This is a genomic window from Pseudomonas salicis (genome assembly GCF_057128705.1).
Genome location: NZ_JBSKHU010000002.1, coordinates 812,533 through 834,605 on the forward strand (window position 1 = coordinate 812,533; position 22,073 = coordinate 834,605).

16 protein-coding genes are annotated in these 22,073 nt (G+C 60.4%); 11 read left to right on the plus strand and 5 right to left on the minus strand.

What is annotated here, in order from left to right; translation table 11 throughout:
- Position 1 precedes the first annotated feature (1 nt).
- From algK to ACWKWE_RS09950, 9 genes are all read left to right on the plus strand, one after another.
- A complete protein-coding gene (algK, locus tag ACWKWE_RS09910) occupies positions 2–1,417 on the plus strand; it encodes an alginate biosynthesis TPR repeat lipoprotein AlgK (protein WP_341962179.1) in 1,416 nt (471 codons plus the stop codon).
- Positions 1,414–2,919 carry an alginate export family protein gene (locus tag ACWKWE_RS09915; RefSeq protein WP_483850379.1) on the plus strand — a complete coding sequence of 502 codons (1,506 nt, stop codon included), beginning with the start codon at positions 1,414–1,416 and terminating at the stop codon, positions 2,917–2,919. The genes algK and ACWKWE_RS09915 overlap by 4 nt, the downstream gene beginning before the upstream one ends.
- Positions 2,920–2,946: 27 nt before the next feature.
- Positions 2,947–4,578, plus strand: coding sequence for a mannuronan 5-epimerase AlgG (gene algG / locus ACWKWE_RS09920; RefSeq protein ID WP_483850380.1), 1,632 nt, complete (start codon positions 2,947–2,949; stop codon positions 4,576–4,578).
- 13 nt (positions 4,579–4,591) lie between these two features.
- Positions 4,592–6,031, plus strand: coding sequence for an alginate O-acetyltransferase (locus ACWKWE_RS09925; protein WP_166597151.1), 1,440 nt, complete (start codon positions 4,592–4,594; stop codon positions 6,029–6,031).
- Between the two features lie 7 nt (positions 6,032–6,038).
- Positions 6,039–7,175 (plus strand): mannuronate-specific alginate lyase, encoded by a 1,137-nt coding sequence (locus ACWKWE_RS09930; RefSeq protein WP_483850381.1) that lies wholly within the window; start codon positions 6,039–6,041, stop codon positions 7,173–7,175.
- A gap of 245 nt (positions 7,176–7,420) precedes the next feature.
- Positions 7,421–8,986, plus strand: coding sequence for an MBOAT family O-acyltransferase (locus tag ACWKWE_RS09935; RefSeq protein ID WP_483850382.1), 1,566 nt, complete (start codon positions 7,421–7,423; stop codon positions 8,984–8,986).
- Between the two features lie 10 nt (positions 8,987–8,996).
- Positions 8,997–10,190: an alginate O-acetyltransferase gene (locus tag ACWKWE_RS09940; protein WP_483850383.1), complete on the plus strand. Its 1,194-nt coding sequence runs from the start codon at positions 8,997–8,999 to the stop codon at positions 10,188–10,190.
- 38 nt (positions 10,191–10,228) lie between these two features.
- On the plus strand, positions 10,229–10,885 hold the full coding sequence (locus tag ACWKWE_RS09945) for an alginate O-acetyltransferase AlgF (RefSeq protein WP_166597155.1): 657 nt from the start codon (positions 10,229–10,231) through the stop codon (positions 10,883–10,885).
- 223 nt (positions 10,886–11,108) lie between these two features.
- Positions 11,109–12,563, plus strand: a complete 1,455-nt coding sequence (locus tag ACWKWE_RS09950; protein ID WP_166597156.1) for a mannose-1-phosphate guanylyltransferase/mannose-6-phosphate isomerase — start codon at positions 11,109–11,111, stop codon at positions 12,561–12,563.
- A gap of 82 nt (positions 12,564–12,645) precedes the next feature.
- Here ACWKWE_RS09950 and ACWKWE_RS09955 read toward each other — a convergent pair whose 3' ends face one another.
- A complete protein-coding gene (locus ACWKWE_RS09955) occupies positions 12,646–15,207 on the minus strand; it encodes an RHS repeat domain-containing protein (protein WP_483850481.1) in 2,562 nt (853 codons plus the stop codon).
- 385 nt (positions 15,208–15,592) lie between these two features.
- Between ACWKWE_RS09955 and ACWKWE_RS09960 the strand changes: the two genes are divergently transcribed.
- On the plus strand, positions 15,593–16,057 hold the full coding sequence (locus ACWKWE_RS09960; protein WP_166597158.1) for a multidrug transporter: 465 nt from the start codon (positions 15,593–15,595) through the stop codon (positions 16,055–16,057).
- A 32-nt stretch (positions 16,058–16,089) separates the two neighbouring features.
- Entirely contained in the window at positions 16,090–16,914 is an 825-nt protein-coding gene (locus ACWKWE_RS09965) for an SDR family oxidoreductase (protein WP_483850384.1), read from the plus strand.
- Positions 16,915–17,019: 105 nt separating this feature from the next.
- On the opposite strand, the gene ACWKWE_RS09970 is transcribed toward ACWKWE_RS09965, so the two are convergent.
- From ACWKWE_RS09970 to ACWKWE_RS09985, 4 genes are all read right to left on the minus strand, one after another.
- A complete protein-coding gene (locus tag ACWKWE_RS09970; RefSeq protein WP_483850385.1) occupies positions 17,020–17,877 on the minus strand; it encodes an efflux RND transporter periplasmic adaptor subunit in 858 nt (285 codons plus the stop codon).
- A 17-nt stretch (positions 17,878–17,894) separates the two neighbouring features.
- On the minus strand, positions 17,895–18,095 hold the full coding sequence (locus ACWKWE_RS09975) for a DUF1656 domain-containing protein (protein ID WP_110946932.1): 201 nt from the start codon (positions 18,093–18,095) through the stop codon (positions 17,895–17,897).
- On the minus strand, positions 18,085–20,271 hold the full coding sequence (locus ACWKWE_RS09980; protein ID WP_483850386.1) for an FUSC family protein: 2,187 nt from the start codon (positions 20,269–20,271) through the stop codon (positions 18,085–18,087). The genes ACWKWE_RS09975 and ACWKWE_RS09980 overlap by 11 nt, the downstream gene beginning before the upstream one ends.
- Positions 20,272–20,431: 160 nt before the next feature.
- Positions 20,432–21,943: an efflux transporter outer membrane subunit gene (locus tag ACWKWE_RS09985; protein ID WP_483850387.1), complete on the minus strand. Its 1,512-nt coding sequence runs from the start codon at positions 21,941–21,943 to the stop codon at positions 20,432–20,434.
- Between the last annotated feature and the right edge of the window lie 130 nt (positions 21,944–22,073).

A 22,073-nucleotide genomic window follows, 5' to 3' on the forward strand; every position in this document is an offset into this window, starting at 1 on the left:
CATGGCTAGCCCACTACGAAGCTTGTCAGCCCCTACGTTGTTGAGCCTGGCGATTGCCCTGGGTCTGGGGGGTTGTGGCATCAACCTGCCCGACCAGCGCCTGGCCAATGAAGCCCTGCAGCGCGGCGATACCGCCGTGGCGGAGCAAAACTATCGGCAACTGGCGGACCTGGGTTATAGCGATGCACAGGTCGGTCTTGCAGACATTCAGGTCGGCACCCGCGACCCGGAACTGATCAAACAGGCCGAAGCGACTTACCGCGCCGCCGCTGCTACCTCGCCTCGCGCGCAATCGCGCCTGGGCAAGCTGCTCGCGGTCAAACCCAACTCGACCCCGGCCGAGCAACACGAGGCCGAGGGGCTGTTGAAGAAAGCTTTCGCCAACGGTGAAGCCGGCACGCTGGTACCGCTGGCGCTGCTCTATCTGCAATACCCGCACACGTTCCCCAACGTGAACGCGCAGCAGAAGATCGATGAATGGCGCGCCCAGGGTTATCCGGAAGCGGGTCTGGCGCAGGTGCTGCTGTATCGCACCCAAGGCACCTACGATCAGCATTTGGCGGACGTCGAAAGCATCTGCAAACAGGCCCTGCGCACCAACGACGTTTGCTACATGGAACTGGCCACGGTCTATCAGAAACGCGGCGACGCCGACAAACAGGCGGCGTTGTTGAAGCAGATGGAAAGCGGCTATTCCAGCGGCAGCGTCCCGGCCATGCGTGTCGACACCGTCGCCCGCGTGCTGGCCGACGCGACCCTCGGCAAGCCTGACGAGAAGACCGCCCAGCGACTGCTGGAAAAAGTCGCCCCGGGCTATCCGGCCTCGTGGGTCAGCCTCGCTCAGTTGCTGTACGACTACCCCGAACTGGGCGACGTCAACAAGATGATGGAATACCTGGACAACGGTCGTGCGGCGGATCAACCCCGTGCCGAGCTGTTGCTGGGCAAGCTGTACTACGAGGGCAAGCTGGTCCTGCCGGACGCGAAGAAAGCCGAGGAGCACCTGACCAAGGCCGCGCCGACGCAGATTTCCGCGCATTACTACCTCGGTCAGTTGTACCGCCGTGGCTACCTTGGCCACCCCGACGCCCAGCGCGCCGTAGACGAGTTGCTGACCTCCGCGCGAGGCGGTCAGGCCAGCGCCGACTTCGCCCTCGCGCAGCTGTTCTCTGGCGGCAAGGGCATCAAACCCGACCCGGTCAACGCTTGGGTCTTCGGTCAGCTCGCGCAAAGTCAGGGCACCCCGCAGGCGGCGGACCTGATGCAGCAGCTGAACGATCAATTGCCGCCTGAGAAGCGTGCGCAGGCACAGAGTCTTCTCCAACGCGAACAGCAGGTCCGCGGGACCTCAGCGCAAAACGCGCTGGCCTTGCAGACCCTGCAAGAAGAAAAAGACGGCGAGGACGCACCTCTATGAAGCTTAAGTTGAACCCTCTGATGGCGGCCGGGCTTGGCCTGGGCTTCACCCTGATCTGGGCCACACCGACCCTGGCGGCCTTGACCGAAGAAAAGAATTTCGGCATCGAAGTGAAGGCGACCGGCCAGATGGAAGATGACCGCGACCTCGGCACCCGTGGCGGTGGCGACGTCAACGGTCTCGGTCTGGACCTGCGTCCGTGGGCTTATGGCCAATGGGGCAACTGGAGCGGCTACGCGATGGGGCAAGTGGTCACGGCCACCGACACCATCCAGACCGACCCGCTGGACCAGCAGGTCAACAACGCCGATGGCCAGTCCGGCCAGCGTGCCCGCAAGACCTCCAGCAGCCGCGAAGTGGACGACAGCTACGCGGCGCTGCGTGAGTTCTGGATCGGTTACAGCGGCTTCACACCCTACCCCGGCGAGATTCTGAAATTCGGTCGCCAGCGCCTGCGCAATGACGACGGCCAGTGGCACGACACCAACATCGAAGCCCTGAACTGGACCTTCGACACCACGCTGTTGAAGGCCGAACTCGGCGCGGCGCAACGCTTCAGCGAATACCGCACCGACCTGACCGAGCTGTCGGCCCAGGACAAAGATCGCCAACACCTGTTCGGCGACGTGCAGTACCAATGGATGCCGGGCCAATGGGCGGGCATTCGTGCGCACCACACCCACGACGACGGCAGCCTGAAACATCAGGGCGAAGCCATCGACGATCTGGACAAGACCAGCCGTGGCGACCTGACCTGGCTCGGTCTTCAGGCCAACAGCGATGCGTACAACTACCGCAACCTGAACAACGTTAATTACTGGGGCAGCCTGACCTGGCTGACCGGTAATCGCGACCAGATCGGCTCGAACTACGACGCCGCCACCGATCAATACCTGGCCGGTCAGAAAGACAGCAGCCACGTGAATGGCTGGGCGACCGATCTGGGCCTGCGTTTCCGTCTCGACCCGCAATGGCAGGTCGGCGGCGCCTACTCCCGCGCCAGCAAGAACTACGAGCAGAACGGCCTCGAGAGCAACCGCTCGAACTGGACCGGCACCCGCTCGCGCGTGCATCGCTTCGGTGAAGCCTTCCAGGGCGAAATGGCCAACGTGGAATCCGGCTCGCTGTTCGCCTCGTGGCAGATGCAGGACGAATACGACGCCTCGCTGATCTACCACAAGTTCCGTCGTGTCGATGGCCACGCCGGTATCGGTGGCGCAGGCATCAACCCGGCCAGCGAAAGCGTCGACGCCGATGGCGTCTCCACCTTCACGTCCCTGCCGTTGCAAGACGGCAACAAGGACCTGGGTCAGGAGATGGACCTGGTGGTCACCAAATACTTCAAGCAAGGCCTGCTGCCGACGTCGGTCAGCCAGTCCTTCGACGAGCCGTCGGCGCTGGTTCGCCTGCGTGCGGGCGTGTTCAAACCCGGCGATGCGTATGGCAGCGGCGTGGACAACTACATGCACCGCGCCATCGTCGACGTCATCTGGCGCTTCTGATGCAAGCCGCTATAGGAGTGCAATGAGATGAACAGCCAAGCGAACTTACGGCATCGGGCATGGCCCCACGCCCTGCTCGAAAGCGCAGTGCTCAGCAGCGCACTGCTGCTGGCCAGTGCCCAGGCCATAGCGAACACCCCGGTGCCTTTGCCCACCGCAGCGGCCGCGCAACCGGCCAGTGGCGAAGAAGTGGTCAAGGGCCTGCATCAGGCCAAGACGTACACCATCAGCAGCCCCGACGCCGGGCCGCTGAAGATGGACAAACCCAAATTGCCGGACCTGTCGGGCTACACCCAGCAGGCGATGCAGAAAAAGATCGTGCGCAGCAAGCCGGGCAAGGTGTCGATCCGTCGCATGATGCAGGAAGACTCGCTCAAGGAGTTCATTGGCGGCGACAACAAGATGGCCGAATGGGTGGCACGCCAGCACGGCATCCCCCAGGCGATCTTTGTCGACGACGGCTACATGACCCTTCAGGACCTGGCGAAAAAAGTGCCCAAGCAGTATTTGAGCGAAACCTCACCGGGCGTTTTTCTGGCGCGACTGCCGATCGTGGTCGGCCACAAAGGCATCTTCGAAGTCGACAAGAAAACCACCGAACTGCGCCTGTCTCAGGAAGCCGGTGCGTTTCTGATCAACGACAACCAGTTGTTCATGCAGGACACCAAGCTGACCGGCTGGAGCGAGAAAGCCAACGGGCCGTCGACGTTCAAGGCGCCAAAGGAATTCCGTCCGTTCCTGCTGTCCTGGGGCGGTACCCAGACCTACATCTTTAACACCAAGATGGCGAGCATGGGTTACAACAACAGCAAGTCGTACGGCGTCAGTATTTCGCAGTACACGCCCATGACGAAGGTCAAGATGAACCGCCCGGACCCGACCGGCTGGATCGTCAATTCCGAGTTCTCGGACATGTGGTACGGCTACTACTGCTATGAGACCCGTGACTTCGTGGTCAAGGGCAACACCTACCGCGACAACATCATCTACGGCATCGACCCGCATGACCGTTCACACGGTCTGATCATTGCCGAGAACACGGTGTACGGGACCAAGAAAAAGCACGGGATCATCGTTTCCCGTGAGGTGAATGACAGCTTCATCATCAACAACAAGAGCTACGAGAATCACCTCTCCGGCATCGTGCTGGACCGTAACAGCGTGAACAACCTGGTGGCGTACAACCAGATTTACCGCAACCACTCCGACGGCATCACGCTGTACGAGAGCGCCGACAACCTGTTGTGGGGCAACCGCGTGTTCGCCAACAAACGCCACGGCATTCGGGTTCGCAACAGCACCAACATCAAGCTGTACGAGAACCTGGCCATCGGCAACGGCCTGATGGGCGTCTACGGCCACATCAAGGACCTGTCCGACACCGACCGCGACATCAAGCTCGACCCGTTCGACGCCGAAGTGTCGCTGATCATGGTCGGTGGCGAACTGACCTCCAACGGCTCCGGCCCGCTCTCGATCGACTCGCCGCTCAGCGTCGAGCTGTACAAGGTGTCGATGCTCGCGCCAACCAAGAGCACTGGGATCAGCTTCAACGGCGTGCTCGGTGATCGTCAGGACGAAATCCTCGATCTGCTGGTGCGCCAACAAAAAGCCGTGTTGATCGACCCGGTCGAAAGCCAGAAACAACTCCGGGACTGAGGAAGCCATTTCTATGCACGCACATTTGATTAAATTACTCAGCCTCTCCGGCCTGACCGCAGCACTGTTCGCTGCCAGCAACGCCGCTTACGCCGACGACGCCAGCGCGCCGAAATTTACCGCCGAGCCTTGCTGCAGCCTGTGCCCGGAAGCCCATGACGAGAAGAACTACGTCACCCGCTACCAGCAGAACTTCACCACGCTGGTGCAGGCCCAGGGCGACTGGCTGTTCCGGACCCGCGAAGATCTGCGCACCGAATTCGACACCACGCCTGAAGGCTACCGTCGCATGCAAGAGCTGCACGACGCGTTCAAGAGCAAGGGCGTCGAGCTGGTTGTGGTGTATCAACCGACCCGTGGGTTGGTGGACCGCAACAAGCTGTTCCCGGCCGACCGGGATAAGTTCGACTACAACACCGCCTTGCGTAACTACCAGGCCATGCTCGGTCGTTTCGCGAAAATGGGCTACACCGTGCCGGACCTTTCGCCGTTGACCAACGAGCAGCAGGTCCACGACTTCTACTTCCGCGGCGACCAGCACTGGACCCCCTACGGCGCCCAGCGCACCGCGAAAATCGTCGCCGAGTCGGTGAAGAAAATGCCTGAGTTCGCGGGCATTCCCAAGCGCGAATTCGAGACCCATCTGTCAGGTCGCATGGGCAAGAAGGGCACTCTGCACAATATGGCCGGTCAATTGTGCGGCTCCAGCTACGCCATCCAGTACATGGATCAGTTCGAGACCGAACCGAAAGGCGAAGCAGCCGACGGCGACCTGTTTGGCGATTCCGGCACCCCGGAAATCACCTTGGTCGGTACCAGTCACAGCGGCAAGAACTACAACTTCGCCGGCTTCTTGCAGGAATACATGGGTGCAGACGTGTTGAACGTCGCCTTCCCTGGCGGCGGACTTGAAGGGGCGATGCTGCAGTACCTGGGCAGCGACGACTTCCAGAAACATCCGCCGAAGATTCTCATCTGGGAATTCTCGCCACTGTACCGCCTGGACCAGGAGACCATCTATCGCCAGATGATGTCGCTGCTGGACAACGGTTGCGAGGGCAAGCCCGCGCTTATGACCACCAAAACCTCCCTCAAGCCCGGCACCAACGAGCTGTTGGTCAACGGCAAAACAGGCATCAAGGACGTGCGTAACGGCAGTAATCAGGTCGACATCAAGTTCGCTGACACCTCGGTGAAAGCCCTTCATGCGCGCCTCTGGTACATGAACGGTCGCCACGAAGACCTGAAGATCGAAAAACCTGAAACATCCGAAACCGACGGGCGCTTCGCCTTCGAACTGCGCGACGACAAGGACTGGGCTGACCAGCAACTGCTCGCCGTGGAAGTGCAGGGTCCTGAAGCGGGCACTGCGCCGCAGGAAGTCGAAGCGAAAGTATGCAAACGCAACGTGTTCCCGAATGTCGCGCATCAAACCGCGCAAGCCGGGTTATGAGGCTCCTATGCACACTCCAAAAATGATGCTCCCTACCCTTCTGTCGCTGGCCATGTTGTCCGCGTCATCGTTCGCCACCAGCGCCAGCGCAGCGTCCACGCTCGTGCCGCCGCAGGGGTACTATGAAGGGGTCGAGAAATACAAAAGCGGCGAAGGCAAATTCAGCTGTGATGCCACGCCGCAGCCCTACACCGGCTCGCTGCAATTCCGCAGCAAGTACGAGGGCTCGGACAAGTCCCGTTCGACGTTCAATGCCGCATCGGATCAGGCGTTCCGTGACACGACCAAGGACATCACCACCATGGAGCGCAACACCAGCAAAGTGGTGATGCAGTACATGCGTGACGGGCGTCCCGAACAGCTCGACTGCGCGCTCGGCATGCTCACCACGTGGGCCAAGGCCGATGCGCTGGAGTCCAAGGACTTCAACCACACCGGCAAGTCGATGCGCAAATGGGCACTGGGCAGCATGTCCTCGTCCTACCTGCGCCTGAAATTCTCCGAGTCCCACCCACTGGCCACCCGTCAGCAGGACGCGCAAGTGATCGAGGCCTGGTTCAGCAAGCTGGCGGACCAGGTGGTCAGCGACTGGAACAACCTGCCGCTCGACAAGACCAACAACCACTCGTACTGGGCGGCCTGGTCGGTGATGTCCACCGCCGTGGCGACCAACCGCAAAGACCTGTTCGACTGGTCGGTAAAGGAGTTCAAGGTCGCGGCCAATCAGGTCGACCAACAGGGCTTCCTGCCGAACGAACTGAAGCGTAAGCAGCGCGCACTGGCGTACCACAACTACGCCCTGCCGCCGCTGGCGATGATCGCCAGTTTTGCCCAGGCCAACGGCGTTGATCTGCGTCCTGAAAACAACGGCGCACTCAAGCGTCTGGGTGATCGGGTGCTGGCAGGCGTGAAGGATTCGGGTAACGAATTCCAGGCCAAAGATGGCGACAAGCAAGACATGACGGACCTGAAGACCGACATGAAATTCGCTTGGCTGGAACCCTACTGCTCGCTCTACGACTGCGGCCCGGATGTGCTGGAACAGAAGCACAAGATGCAACCGTTCAAGAACTTCCGCCTAGGCGGCGACATGACTCGCACCTATGACCCGAGTCATGAGAAGGGTGAGAAAGGCGGTTCGTAGAAGCAATAGCTGAACGCAATCCAACTGTGGAAGCGGATTCATTCTGGGCGGCATACCGACGAGGGTCGGTCCTGACAACTCGGAACTGACCTGCAAATGGCGGTGACTGAGCCACCGCTTCGCGAATGAATTCGCTCCCACAGGGGCCTGCGCTGGTAATGAGATGTGTGCTTTACCCCCTCGATTTTTCATGGGGGGTTTGGGGGGGCTGTGGCCCTTGATGTTGGACAAACGGAGAGATAAGGATGGTTTTCTCATCCAACGTGTTCCTGTTCCTGTTCTTGCCGGTGTTTCTCGGCTTGTACTACTTGAGCGGGCAACGCTATCGCAACCTGCTGCTGCTGGTGGCCAGTTACGTGTTCTACGCGTGGTGGCGAGTGGACTTCCTGGCACTGTTCGCAGGTGTAACGCTGTGGAACTACTGGATCGGCCTGCGCGTCGGTGCCGCCGGGGTCAGGACCAAACCCGCACAGCGCTGGCTGTTGCTGGGTGTCGCAGTCGACCTGTGCATCCTGGGCTATTTCAAATACGCCAACTTTGGCGTGGACAGCATCAACGCGATGATGACGTCGATCGGTCTTGAACCGTTCATCCTCACCCACGTGCTGTTGCCGATCGGGATCTCGTTCTACATCTTCGAATCGATCAGCTACATCATCGACGTCTACCGTGGCGACACGCCGGCGACCCGCAACCTGATCGACTTCGCGGCGTTCGTGGCGATCTTCCCGCACCTGATCGCAGGCCCTGTGCTGCGTTTCCGCGACCTCGTGGATCAGTTCAATAACCGCACCCACACCCTGGACAAGTTCAGCGAAGGCTGCACGCGGTTCATGCAGGGTTTCATCAAGAAGGTCTTCATCGCCGACACCCTGGCCGTCGTTGCCGACCATTGCTTCGCCCTGCAAAACCCGACCACGGGCGATGCCTGGCTCGGCGCACTGGCGTACACCGCGCAGCTGTACTTCGACTTCTCCGGTTACAGCGACATGGCCATCGGCCTGGGCCTGATGATGGGTTTCCGCTTCATGGAAAACTTCAAGCAGCCTTATGTCAGCCAGTCGATCACCGAGTTCTGGCGTCGCTGGCACATCAGCCTGTCCACGTGGCTGCGTGACTACCTGTACATCACGCTGGGCGGCAACCGTGGCGGCAAGGTCGCAACCTACCGCAACCTGTTCCTGACCATGCTGCTGGGCGGTCTGTGGCACGGCGCCAATATCACTTACATCGTCTGGGGTGCATGGCACGGCGTGTGGCTGGCGATCGAAAAAGCGCTGGGCATCAACACGGCGCCCAAGACCTTTAACGTCGTGCGCTGGGCCTTCACCTTCCTGCTGGTGGTGATGGGCTGGGTGATCTTCCGCGCCGAGAACCTGCACGTCGCCGCCCGTATGTACGGCGCGATGTTCAGCTTCAGCGAGTGGCAGCTGTCGGACCTGAACCGCGCCAGCCTCACCGGCCTGCAAGTGGCGACGCTGATCGTGGCGTACATCACCCTGGCGTTCTTCGGTCTGCGCGATTTCTACCGCAACCGCGCACCGGAGAAACCAAAAAGCGATGCGCCTGTTCAAACCGACGGCCCTGCTTCGGCAGTGCCGGGCCTGATCAAAGCCGTACCGGGCGACACGCCGGGGAGCATTCATCAACCGGGCTACATCGTCGGCACCGATGCGCAGGTCCAGCCTGCCTACTGGACCGCCGATTGGTCGCGCTACGTCATGCGCGCCCTGATCCTGCTGATGTTCGTGGCCTCGATTCTCAAACTCTCGGCGGCCAGTTTCTCGCCGTTCCTGTACTTCCAGTTCTGAGGAGCCTGACATGACCCGTTCATTACGTTTCCTCTACATCTTCCTGTTCCTGGCCATCCTGCTGGCGCTGGGCCTGTGGTCGCTGCGCAGCTTCATCGGCTTCTCGACATCCAAGGAAACCACGGTCCTCAACGGTCACTGGACAAAGGCCGTGGAAACCCACTACGACGAGGCGTTTCCGATCAAGCGCCTGGGCACCAACCTCTGGGCCGCGCTGGATTACAAGGTGTTCAACGAAGGTCGTCCGGGGGTGATTCTCGGCAAGGACCAGTGGCTGTATACCGACGAGGAATTCGACGCCGTGGCCAACGGCGAGCAGAACGAAGCCGACAACCTGGCGATCATCAAAGGTGTGCGCGACACCCTGAAAAAACAGGGCACGCAGTTGGTGCTCGCCATCGTCCCGGCCAAGACCCGTCTGTACCCGGAACACGTCGGTGACAACAAACCTGCTGCGCTGCACACCGACCTGTATCAACAGTTCCACGCGCAAGTCAGCCAGGCCGGCATCTTCGCCCCTGACCTGCTGGCACCGCTGCAAAGCGCCAAGGACAAGGGCCAGGTCTTCCTGCGCACCGACACCCACTGGACGCCAATGGGCGCTGAAGTCGTGGCGCAGCAACTGGGCGAGGCGATCTCGAAAGAAGCCCCGCTCAGTGGCGACCCACAGACCTTCATCACCGAAGCCAAAACCAGCGCGCCGTACAAGGGCGACCTGACCAACTTCCTGCCGCTGGACCCGCTGTTCAGCAACCTGCTGCCCAAGCCGGATGACCTGCAACAGCGCAGCACCAACCTGGCGCAAGCCGAGGGTGACGGTGGCGATGCGCTGTTTGCGGACAACTCGGTGGCGGTCGGTCTGGTCGGCACCAGCTACAGCGCCAACCCCAACTGGAACTTCGCCGGGGCGCTTAAACAGGCCCTGCACAGCGACGTGGTGAATTACGCCGAAGACGGCCACGGCCCGATTCTGCCGATGCTCAAATACCTGCAAACCGATGCCTTCAAGAGCAGCCCGCCGCAGGTGCTCATCTGGGAATTCCCGGAGCGCTATCTGCCGGCCCACAACGACCTGACCGAGTTCGATCCGCAGTGGATCGCCGAACTCAAGAAGTCCCGTGACCCTCAACAAAATCTGGCTCAGAACGCCAACGCTTCTAACTCCAACGTCAATTCCGAGTCGCCCGATCGGGCGCAAAACTGAGAGGACTACCCAAAATGACCTTACAGAACCCAACTCGCATGCCTACCCGTTCGGCCAAAACCGGTCTGCTGAAAACCTGCGTCCTGGCCGCCAGCCTTGGCTTCGTCTCACTCTCGGCCTTCGCTGGTGGCGACGCCGCCCTGTACGGCCCGACCGCTCCGAAAGGCTCGGCCTTCGTGCGCGTCTACAACGCCAGCAACGCGGAAGTCAGCGCCAGTGTCGGCAACACCAGCCTCAACGAAGTCGGCCCGCTGGCCAGCAGTGATTTCAGCTTCATGCCGCAGGGCGACTACAGCGCCAAGATCGGCAGCAACACCCTGCCGGTGAAACTGGCGAGCGATCACTACTACACCATCGTCAACAACACCTCCGGCGCGCCGCAACTGGTGGAAGAGCCACCGTTCAAGAACAAACAGAAGTCGCTGGTGCGTGTGCAGAACCTGAGCGACAAGCCGCTGACCCTGAAAACCGCCGACGGCAAGACCGCCGTTGTGGATTCGGTAAAAGCCAAAGGCACCGGCGAGCGTGAAATCAATCCGGTAAAAGTCAGCTTCGCGCTGTTCGACGGCGACAAGAAAGTCAGCGACCTGAAACCGGTTGCACTGGAGCGCGGTGAGGCAGCAGTGCTGTACATCACCGGCAACGGCAGCAACCTGTCGCCAGTCTGGGTCAAGCGCCCGACGTCGACTCAGTAACACCGAAGTCGTGCGCTGCCCCTGCGGCGCACGCGATTGGCTTTTGATTCTGGCCGAAGGCCGTTGAAGCGGATTCGACAGAAATCAGCGTTCGGCGCCAGGTGATGCGGAGCAGCACACCGTGAGGGCACCGAGCGCAGCGGCACAACAACAAGACAGACGAAACGACAGAACAACCGACGTATAGCCCAAACAAACGCTATCGAAATTTTGGAGAAACAAAATGATTCCAGTGATCTTGTCAGGTGGCAGCGGTTCCCGACTCTGGCCTCTTTCGCGTAAACAGTTTCCAAAACAGTTCCTGGCGCTGACCGGCGAACACACCCTCTTCCAGCAGACCCTCGAGCGCTTGCAGTTCGATGGCATGCAGCACCCTGTCGTGGTCTGCAACAAGGATCACCGTTTCATCGTGGGCGAGCAGCTCGATGCTTTGGGCCTGGACACTCAGGCCATCATCATGGAGCCGTTCGGTCGCAACACTGCCCCTGCCGTCGCCATCACCGCGATGATGCTGGCCAACGAAGGCCGCGACGAACTGATGCTGGTATTGCCGGCCGACCACGTCATCGACGACCAGAAATCCCTGCAACGCGCACTGGCTTTGGCGACCGTCGCCGCCGAGCGTGGCGAGATGGTCCTGTTCGGCGTACCGGCGACCAAGCCGGAAACTGGCTACGGCTACATCAAGTCCACCGCCGACGCTCTGCTGCCTGAAGGCGTGAGCCGCGTGGCCCAGTTCGTGGAAAAACCTGACGAAAAACGCGCCGCCGAATTCGTCGACGCGGGCGGCTATTACTGGAACAGCGGCATGTTCCTGTTCCGCGCCAGCCGCTACCTCGAAGAATTGAAAAAGCACGATCCGGACATCTACGACAACTGCCTGCTGACCCTTGAGCGCAGCAAGCACGACGGCGACAACATCGAACTGGATCAGGCCAGCTTTGCCTGCTGCCCGGACAACTCCATCGACTACGCCGTGATGGAAAAAACCCAGCGCGCCTGCGTCGTTCCGCTGGAAGCCGGCTGGAGCGACGTTGGTTGCTGGTCTTCGCTGTGGGACGTGCATCAGAAAGACGAAAACGGTAACGTCACCAAAGGCGACGTGGTCATTCAGGACAGCCGCAACTGCATGATTCAGGGCAACGGCAAACTGGTCACCGTGATCGGTCTGGACAACATCGTGGTCGTCGAAACCAAAGACGCCATGATGATCGCCCACAAAGACAAGGTTCAAGGCGTCAAGCAGATGGTCAACACCCTCAACGAGCAGGGCCGCACCGAAACCCAGAACCACCTCGAAGTCTATCGCCCGTGGGGCTCGTACGACTCCGTGGACATGGGCGGCCGGTTCCAGGTCAAGCGCATCTCGGTCAAACCGGGCGCCAGCCTGTCGCTGCAAATGCACCATCACCGCGCCGAACACTGGATCGTCGTGTCGGGCACCGCGCAGGTCACCTGCGACGAAAACGTGTTCCTGCTCACCGAAAACCAGTCGACCTACATCCCGATCGCCTCGGTCCATCGCCTGCGCAACCCAGGCAAGATCCCGCTGGAAATCATCGAAGTGCAATCGGGCAGCTACCTGGGCGAAGACGACATCGAACGCTTCGAAGACGTCTACGGCCGCTCGACGCCGGGCATTGAAGCCGGTGTGAGAACCCAGACCATCGCTCGCTGATACAACGACAAGGAAAGAGTAGTAGTGCCCCCGCCCGCCCCCTGCGTATTCCCCATCCGCAGGGGGTGGGCGGGGGGCTTTTTTATTTGAAGAGAGATTTCAGACGTCGCACAAATGACGGACCTGAGCCACTTGCCTGGGCATGGCTTTGTGCGTCGCCCGGTCGCTGATGCATGTTGTGCCACGCGATGACAGAGTAGGTTGCCAAGGAGTCTGCGTTCTTGAGCAGTACATTGCCTCTGACGTTAGGGTTGTTCAAAAACAGCTGCTGCCGTGCGGCACTGTCACGAAGCGGGGCGCCGTATTTCAGCATGAGTTTGCCGTAATGAAAAACATCCCACCTCCCCATCTGAGACTCGTCAGGCCCCGCTGATAACAATTTCTGCGAAGACTCCTTCAGGGTTTTTATGTATTTCGCTTGTGACTTCGGATTGGCATCAGGGGGCTGGATATCCAACTCGATATAGGCATAGTCGCGGGTGTTATGAACCGCATGACTGGCTTCATGAATCAATGTTTTGGCAACGTGCATTGGATGCCTGTGATCGAGATGCGTCGAGGATAAAAAGACAGTCCCGCCGCCTTCAGCCTTCGCGTCCAGAGTTTGACCGTCCACTCCAAAAGGTAGCTCCGCCAATACCAGTCGAGCCTCTTGATCGCCTTCTAGAGAGATCAAGAATGCCCTCAATTCATCCAGTTTTTTACCTACTGTTTCATCGAAACCCGGTGCCCTGACTTCGCCAAAGCTGGTTGCCAACGCGACGTGTCTGGCAGCCAGAGCTTCGACTGACACATCCTGGGTAGTTATGAGCTCAAGCATGTTTTTGCTGAGTGCTAGTACCTCGCGCATTTTTTGTTGCGAGTGATCTGGAAATGCTGAAATTCCCGTCGCTATTCTCACAGGCTCCAGCCCTTGTCGATCCACAAAACAAAGCGGCCGATTGAGTACAAACATAAAGAGATTCAGGCCCCATTTCTCCCCTGCTGGATCGGGGTTGAGCCAGCGCATGAGCCAAGATGCGTAATACCGCAACCCATAGTAATAAAGCCCTGTCGCATCGCATTCTTTACCTGAGTAACGGACAGCCTTGTACTTGGCCTCTATCTCGCTTCGCGTCGCAAACCAAGCCGTTTCTCCATAGGGGTAATAGACCTCATGGCTGATCAGTTGCCCGTTCTGGTCCAGTTCGAGGGTGTTTGAGCCGAGGTGGTCGATGAGGGAGTAACGCGCTTGATTGTTTTCGATATCGGTCGGGCGGCCCGTTTTCCAATTCAATACCCGCACATCGCTGCGCCCCGCGTTTGCAATGACCACGTACAGCAGTTCGCCGGTTGCGCTGTTGGTGCGGATTTCCAGCCCCGGCAGATAGCGCACTTCGCTTAGATGGGTCAGCATTTTTGTCTGGGTTGAACGCACTTTCCGAACCCGCGCACCCGCAGCGTCGTATTGATAAACCTCACGATCATCGATGCCAGACTCGCGCTCGACCGGTGTGACTTCGCTCAGTTGATTACGCGTATCCCAACGCAACGTCTGCCCCGGCGACAGCTCACGCAAATTCCCGTTGGCATCGAAACTCGCTGCAATTTCCTCTTCTGTCGGTGGGTTATCGCCTATTTGCAGCAACGACCGGTTGCTGTATCGCGCTGTCGCGAAAACCCGCGTGTGATTGCGGGCGCCGGTGTGAATCAGCTTTTGCAGGTTTCCGCCAGCGTCGTACTCGTAGCGTTGGGTGTAGTTCCGCAGCGTATCGGCAGTTGCAAAAGGTTGAGCTGCGGGGCCTCTATTTTCATCGGCCGACTCATAACCCGTCGCCTCAATCAGTTGATAAAGCGTGTCGTAAACAAACGTTCGAAGAGGCTCAATCTGCTGATTAGCGAAGTACCGTGTTGGCTGAGCACGGTCGTCAATACTCACCACATTGCCGACAGGGTCATAGCGGTAATGCAGATCCTGAAGCCGTCCGTTATCAGAGCGCAGATTACGCAAGCGCCCATCGATAGGGCCGTAATCGAGAGTGGTGACAATGCCGTTTCCCGCTGTTTCCGACTCGATCCGGTTATGAGCGTCATAGCGAATATCACTGACGAGGGTTTGCAAGGGCTGGTTCAGCAGTTGCAGTTGAGTGCTTTTCAGCTGACCTGAAGCCGTGTGATCAAAGCGCTGCGTATTTCCCACAGCGTCGGTCTGTTCTGCTGCCTCTCCAGACGCATTGAATCGCCAACACGTCGTGGCTTCCGTACATGGCTCAAGAAATGAATCACGCTCGTTTTCACGTTCAGGCCAGTCAGGTCCAGCAAGTTCGTTCAGAAAACAGCGCGTTTGTCCGGCCACTTGCCCGGTCAGGGTGAAGGCTGAACTGATCACACAGCCTGCGGGATCATCGTGACGGATCAGTTCTCCGCATTGATTTGCATCCCAGGCATCAGGGCCGCCGTAGGTGAGTCGCTCAGTACAACTTTCCCGAATCCCATCGCTTTCAAAAATCGCCACAGTTCGTAGCAATTGATCATGTTCATCCCGCTGCGAATGCCCCGCTCCATCCCATCGACAGACCTGCTGCCCGCTTTCGCCCAGCAATTCGGCGCTCCATCCGGCATCTGCGCTTTCAGTGAAAAGCACCTGGCCTGACAGAGAATGCACGGTGCTCAAATTTCCAGGCCTGCCCGGAAGGTCATTCGCTATTGCCCACAACCTCGGGTCCCATGAGCGGACAAGCCTGCCTGCGACATCATGGGCGGACCGATTGATTCGAATGAGTGCGTCATCGCCCGGTTGCGTGCGACAGAACGCAATCTGGCGAATCGCCAAACCGCGCGGTTCTATGGCGTTCAGGTTAGGCGTGCGAGTGTGTACAGACGAGAGAGGGGCCATGACGACTGCAATCCATTGCGACGTTTTTTCAAGCCTAGCGGGCCGATAACCAAGGGAAAGGACCGTTGATCAGGCGTGCGTTCGCCCAAACGCCGATTGGTCTCCTCCTCCCCTTTCGGTACGATGCGCTCATCCGCATCCCGAGAGCGAAGACATGATCATCGGCGCCGTACTGATCTTCACCTGGCTGATTCTGCTGCTACGTTACCCCGCCAAAGCCTTGCCGGTTTCGCTGGCGGCGGCCATCGGGCTGGCGGTTGTTGCGGGGTTCGTGGTCTGGGAAGACAAACGTGATGCCCAGCGGCTGGAACGCCTGCAATTGCGCGTGAACTACGCGCCGCAGCAGTGCCCTGTGGGTAAACCTTTGCTGGTGCTGATCGATAACAGCAACGACGTGCCCCTGAAGGAACTGCGCTGGAAAGTGGCGGCGTATGCGTCGGGTGACACCGTGAATCTTGCCGACGACACCTATACCGCTCCACGCTACCGGGGCCCGGGCGAACTGCTGCCCGGCAGCCAATGGCAGGACTGTCTGCCGCTGCCGCCGTTGCGCAACGGCTATCGCGCGCAGACGCTTGAGTTTCGCGCCGAACGCCTGCAAGGCACATTTTCCGACTGACCCACTCCCTTCTATTCAAGGAATGAAACACCATGCCTGTCGTTCTGATCACCGGTTGTTCCAGCGGCATCGGTCGTGCCATGGCGGATGCCCTCAAGGGCGCAGGACATGAGGTCTGGGCCACGGCGCGCAAGCCTTCCGATGTCCAGGCACTGACTGCGGCGGGCTTCAACGCGGTGGAACTGGACGTCAACGACGGCGCTGCACTGGAACGCCTCGCCACTCAATTCGAAGCGCACGGCAAAGGGCTCGATGTGCTGATCAACAACGCCGGTTACGGCGGCATCGGGCCGCTGCTCGATGGCGGCGTCGAAGCCATTCGCAGACAGTTCGAAACCAACGTGTTTTCCATCGTCGGCGTCACCCGCGCGCTGTTTCCCCTGCTGCGCCGCAACAAGGGGCTGCTGGTGAACATTGGTAGCGTTTCAGGGGTGTTAGTCACGCCGTTCGGCGGCGCCTATTGCGCGTCGAAAGCGGCAGTCAGCGCGATGAGCGACGCGTTGCGGATGGAACTGGCGCCCTTTGGCATCCGCGTGATGGAGGTCCAGCCCGGCGCCATCGATACTCAATTCGCCAAAAACGCGAGCCATGAAGCCGAGCAGGTCATCCACGAAAGTTCGCCTTGGTGGCCGCTGCGTGAAGGCATCCGCGCCCGCGCCAATGCTTCGCAGACTCATCCCACTCCCGCTAACGAGTTTGCCCGCGATGTGCTTAACGCCGTGCAACACCCAAATCCGCCTCGCCTGTTGCGCTCGGGCAACGGCAGCCGTGCGTTGCCGTTGATGGCACGACTGCTACCCAAGTCGCTGCTGGAGAAGATTCTAAGCAAGCGCTTCAAACTGGAAGGGCCTTTGTAATCCATCTCGTATCGGATACACCCGCAGATCATCAAGCACCGTTCCTCCAGATCGACCTCGCGCAAGGCGGCGGCCGTCAAGCCACCGCTTCCCGAGAGTGTTTGATCACGGCTGCGGATTCACGATCACCGTGCAGGTGATCCCCGCCGCCAACACCACGCTGTCCGGTACGTTATCCAGATGGATGCGTACCGGAACGCGCTGGGCCAGACGCACCCAGTTGAAGGTCGGGTTGACGTCAGCGATCAGCTCGCGGCTTTCCGGGTTGTCGCGGTCGTAGATCGCACGGGCGATGCTTTCGACGTGGCCCTTCATCACTTCGCCGCTCATCAACTGCATGTCTGCCGGGTCGCCGATTTTCACGTGGGGCAGCTTGGTCTCTTCGAAGAAGCCGTACACCCAGAACGAGTTCTTGTCGACGACCGCCATTTTTGCTTCGCCGATGCGCGCGTAATCCCCGCGATGCACGTTGAGGTTGGTGACGTAGCCATCGACCGCTGCCAGCACTTTGGTGCGTTGCAGGTTGAGTTGCGCGGCTTCCAGTTGCGCCACGGCCAGTTGGTAATCGGCCTGAGCGGAGTTGGCGACGTTGGAAGCGTCTTCGCGGTTTTCGGCAGAAATCACCAGCGCGTCCATGTCCTTGCGTCGGGCGGCGTTGACCTTGCGCATGTCCCACGTGGCTTTGCGTGACGCGACCAGCGCTTCGGCCTGTTTGACCGCCAACTGGTAATGCTCGGGGTCGATCTGCATCAACAGGTCGCCCTTTTTCACGGGCTGGTTGTCCTTGACCGGCACGTCGATGACCACGCCGCTGACATCGGCGGCAACGTTGATCACGTCAGCGCGCACGCGGCCGTCTCGGGTCCACGGCGTGTCCATGTAGTGAATCCACAACAGGCGGCCGATCCAGATGGCCAGCGCCAGAATCAATAACGTCGCGATCAGACTGATGAGCTTTTTCATCTCGGGTTACATGTGCCTCAACGGTAAACGGTCAGCGCCATCGCGCCAAAAATGCAACTGAACAGGCTCAGGCGCAACAACGCCGGATGCCAGAAAAAACGGTACAGATCGAGTCCGGACATAAAGCGGTCCAGCGCCCAGGAAAGCACCATCGCGACCAGAAACATCACGGTCACGGTCGGCATGTAAACGCCGTGGAAAGCGATTTCACGTGGCATGGGAAAGTCCTTGCACGGCGTGCTCGGGGGGCGACGAGGCCAAGGGGGACTGTGGGTCAAGCAGGCAGGTGCGGATGAAGTGCAGGTAGCTTTTCACCCGACGCAGCGCCGAGGTGTCGAAGTGCGGGGCGAACGGCTCGTCGGTGTTCTGCACGCAGACAATCGCGTGGTCCACGGCCGCCAGGCTGCGCGCCAGATTGTGGGGGTCGGGTTGCAGGAACAGGCGCACCAGCGAGCGTCCCATGGCGCGGATCGCCTGACGCCACGGCTGGGATTCCGCATAGCTCGGATGCACAGGCAGCACGTCCTGCTCGCGGCGCAATTCGATGATCGCGTGGCCGATTTCCAGCACCACCAGCATCCAGCGCAGCAGGTGGCGCTGCACCTCGGGTTTGCCTGCGGCCAGACCGTAGGCCTGATGCATGAGGTCACGGGTGCGGCTCTCGAAACTCGAACGAATCCGACGCAACGGCGCGCTGATCGCAAACCCCACCTGCTGACGCAAATCCCCTTCCAGCCGTTGCCACAGCCAGCGACTGTTGGGCGGCAGAATGATTGCCCCGGCCGCTGCGCACAGCAGCATGCCGATGACCATCGCGATGTAATCGTTGATAAACGTATACGGGTTGTAGACCGTGAGGTTGTCTGGCGCCGAACCGATGCTGAAGAAGATCAGCAACCCCAACCCATAACCGACCCACTGCGGGCGCGTGGTCAGAAACGTCCCAAGCACGAACACCGGCGCCAGCACCATGCAGAGCAAGGGGAAGCCGTCGATGCGGGGCAGTACGAAGAAGGTGATGAAGAAGCCGAGCAGCGCGCCCAAAAACGTGCCGCAAGCCATCTGGAACGACATGCGCCGAGGGTTCGCGGTGGTCGCCGACAAGGCAACGGTCGCCGCTGACACCAATGTCATTGAGGCCCCGCTGGGCCAGGCCGTTGCGACCCAGTACACCGACATCACGCCCAGAATGAACGTCGCCCGAACGCCCGACGCTACAGACGACATCCAGTTGGTGGTGGAGACGAACGGTTCGACCCAGTTTTCCCGCTCGTGGCGGTGATCGGCCAGCGAAGCGTGGGTCTCGGCGTAGTCGTGCAGGTCATCGACGAAGCGATACATCAATTCGTAGGCGGTGTGAAAATCCAGCAAGTCGTCATCGCTGGGCGCGGTCTTGAGGAATTCAGCGCGGAGACTGCGCACCTGCTCAGGCAGGTCCGCCTTGAAGTCGCTCAGCCGACGGGCCAGCAGCGCGGCGTCGGCGTTGGTCAACGCTCGGCCGGCGAAGCCCTGAAGCAGCTCGGCCAAGGCATTGAGGCCCGGCTCGATAGCCGCGACGGCAGGCGTCACACCACGACGACGCAGACGCTCCAGCAATTGATGCAAGGCGTTGAAGCGCGTGGTGATGGTCATGAATTCGCTGTTCAAGCGGTTCAGGCGACCGTTGCGGCGGCGCATGTGCGGGTCTTCGAACACCGTCACGGCGCGCAAGCCCTCCAGCCCGACTGCATCGGCGATGAAACGCACGTTGCTGGCTTCGAACGCCGCCGGATTGCCCTCGCCGCGCAGCCCGGTCACGACGAACTGCGCGAATACGCCAAAGCGCTGATACAGCGCGTTGCGCATCGCCGCGCCGGAGCTTTGCGGCAGGATCGCCGCAGTGACCAAGGTCGAGCAGACGATGCCGAGGGAAATCTCCAGCACCCGCCACACCGCCGCCATGAACGAGGTTTCAGGGTGAGCGAGCGCAGGCAGACCGGTCATCGCCGCCGTGTAACCGGCGAGCACAAAACCGTACGCGGCGAAGTTTCGGTAGCGTGCGGCGCCTGCGCAGCAGAGGCCAACCCAGAGGGCCAGGCTGCCGAGAAACAGCTCGCTGTTCTGGGCGAACAGGGCCATGAGCGTGACCATCACGACGGAGCCCGCCAGCGTGCCGATCAGGCGATAGAAACTCTTGGCGAACACATGCCCACTCTGCGGCTGCATGACGATGAACACGGTGATCATGGCCGTACGCGGCTGCGGGAGTTCCAGACGCATCGCGACCCAGTACGTCAGGAACGCGGCCATCAGGACTTTGAAGATGTAAATCCACGTCACCCCGTCGCTGCGCGCCCAGCCGTTGAGCTCACGACGAAATTCGAGGGATTTGAGCCAGTGCAGGGCTTGGGTCATTTCAACTCAAGACCTGCATTGGCCGCAGGACGGCTATCGCGAGCAAGCTCACTCCTACAGCCGAAATTCGTCGTGAGCGAAATCAGCGACCGGCCACATAACCTGTAGGAGTGAGCTTGCTCGCGATAGCGCCCGACCAGGCCACAGATGCGCATCTGGATCACCGACTCAGCACGTTCAACAAAGCAGGGGGGGGCGGCGCCACGGTCTTCTCGGGCGCTGGCGAATCATTGCCTGCCATCAGCCCGCCGCCCAGCGCGACGACCAATTCTGCGTGCACGGTCAAACGCGCGGCCTGAACCTGCTGCTGCACCTGTTCCTGGTGGAACAACAGGGTTTGCGCGTTGAGCACGTTGAGGTAATCGGTCAGGCCGCGTTTGTAGGCGACCATTGCGATGTCGTAGGTCTTCTGCGCCGCAGCCACCGATTGATCGGCGAACACCTGCTGTTTGTTCATCGACTCACGACGGATCAACTGATCGGAAATGCTCTTGAGCGCTACCACCAGCGTCTGGTTGTACTGCGCAACAGCCGTGTCATACCCGGCAGATGCCACGCCCAGCTCCGAGCGCAAACGGCCGCCGTCAAAAATCGGCAGACTGATGGCCGGACCCACGCTGTAGTTGAATTTCTTGCCGGTCAAGAACTCCAGCATGCCGCCGCCGGTGGCCATGTAGCCCAGGCTGCCCATCAGATCGACGTTGGGATAGAAACCGGCATGGGCGACATCGATGCCACGGGCCTGCGCCGCCACACGCCAACGGCTGGCGACGACGTCAGGACGCTGGCCGAGCAACTGCGCGGGCAAGGCGGACGGCAGGGTCAACGCAGTCTTGAGCGACAGTGTCGGGCGCTGCAGGCTCGCGCCGTCTCCCGGCCCCTTCCCTGCCAACGCGGCGATCTGGTTACGGCTGAGGGCAATGGCCTCGTCCAGCGCATCGATCTGGCGATGGGTTTCAGGCAGCGGCGTTTCAGCCTGACTGACCTCGAAATGCGTGCCGATGCCGCCTTTCAGACGACGCTGCGCCAGGTCGAGAATTTGCTGTTGCTGGGCAAGGGTCGCTTCGGCAATGTCGCGCTGGGCGTAGTTGAGCGACAGCTGGATGTAGGCGCGGACGATGTTGTCCTGCAATTCCAACTGTGCCTGGCGCTCTTCGGCGGCGCTCATGTGCGCCAGGTCCAGCGCCTGCTCGGTGCTGTTGCTTTCCCGGCCCCAGAGGTCGAGGGAATAGCTCAAGCCAAGGGAGGCGTTGTTGTCCCAGGTGCTGGTGTTGGACAGCTCGCCCGGCCCATAGAACTGATCCGTCGGCCAATTGTGGCGTTTGAGGGTGCTCTCGCCGTTGACGTGAAGGGATTCCGCCGACTCGGCGATACCCGCCATGGCCTTGGCCTGACGCACGCGCGCAGCGGCAATCGCCAGGCTCGGGCTGCCCAGGGCCGCCAGTTCGATCCAGTGGTTGAGTTGGTCGTCGCCGTAGCCGCGCCACCACTGCCCGTCCGGCCAATGGGCGTCCTTGGCCGCGGCCTTGATGGCGTCGTCGGTGGCCAGTGCGTCTGGCGACATCGAGGTGCCTTGAGGTGCGATTCCGCCGGTTCCGATGCAGCCGCTGATGAGTAACGTTAAAGCCCAGACACTGAGGGGTTTCAGCCCTCTGACGATGCGACGCGGCACAGCTTCAATTACCCGAATGAGGAGGAAGGAGATCGAGCCGCGATTCTAGGTGGCGCCCGTTTCGGCGATAAGCTGGGACTTCTGTGAATCTTTATTACGGAACCAGAGATAATCCTTTGGTATGGCTGAC

Bases quoted from the DNA above. Each gene is read 5' to 3' on its own strand.
- ACWKWE_RS09975 (WP_110946932.1), bottom strand. From the start codon at position 18,095: ATGCCACGTGAAATCGCTTTCCACGGCGTTTACATGCCGACCGTGACC.
- ACWKWE_RS09915 (WP_483850379.1), top strand. From the start codon at position 1,414: ATGAAGCTTAAGTTGAACCCTCTGATGGCGGCCGGGCTTGGCCTGGGC.
- ACWKWE_RS09980 (WP_483850386.1), bottom strand. From the start codon at position 20,271: ATGACCCAAGCCCTGCACTGGCTCAAATCCCTCGAATTTCGTCGTGAG.
- algK (WP_341962179.1), top strand. From the start codon at position 2: ATGGCTAGCCCACTACGAAGCTTGTCAGCCCCTACGTTGTTGAGCCTG.
- ACWKWE_RS09965 (WP_483850384.1), top strand. From the start codon at position 16,090: ATGCCTGTCGTTCTGATCACCGGTTGTTCCAGCGGCATCGGTCGTGCC.
- ACWKWE_RS09950 (WP_166597156.1), top strand. From the start codon at position 11,109: ATGATTCCAGTGATCTTGTCAGGTGGCAGCGGTTCCCGACTCTGGCCT.
- algG (WP_483850380.1), top strand. From the start codon at position 2,947: ATGAACAGCCAAGCGAACTTACGGCATCGGGCATGGCCCCACGCCCTG.
- ACWKWE_RS09935 (WP_483850382.1), top strand. From the start codon at position 7,421: ATGGTTTTCTCATCCAACGTGTTCCTGTTCCTGTTCTTGCCGGTGTTT.
- ACWKWE_RS09945 (WP_166597155.1), top strand. From the start codon at position 10,229: ATGCCTACCCGTTCGGCCAAAACCGGTCTGCTGAAAACCTGCGTCCTG.
- ACWKWE_RS09930 (WP_483850381.1), top strand. From the start codon at position 6,039: ATGCACACTCCAAAAATGATGCTCCCTACCCTTCTGTCGCTGGCCATG.
- ACWKWE_RS09940 (WP_483850383.1), top strand. From the start codon at position 8,997: ATGACCCGTTCATTACGTTTCCTCTACATCTTCCTGTTCCTGGCCATC.
- ACWKWE_RS09925 (WP_166597151.1), top strand. From the start codon at position 4,592: ATGCACGCACATTTGATTAAATTACTCAGCCTCTCCGGCCTGACCGCA.
- ACWKWE_RS09960 (WP_166597158.1), top strand. From the start codon at position 15,593: ATGATCATCGGCGCCGTACTGATCTTCACCTGGCTGATTCTGCTGCTA.
- ACWKWE_RS09970 (WP_483850385.1), bottom strand. From the start codon at position 17,877: ATGAAAAAGCTCATCAGTCTGATCGCGACGTTATTGATTCTGGCGCTG.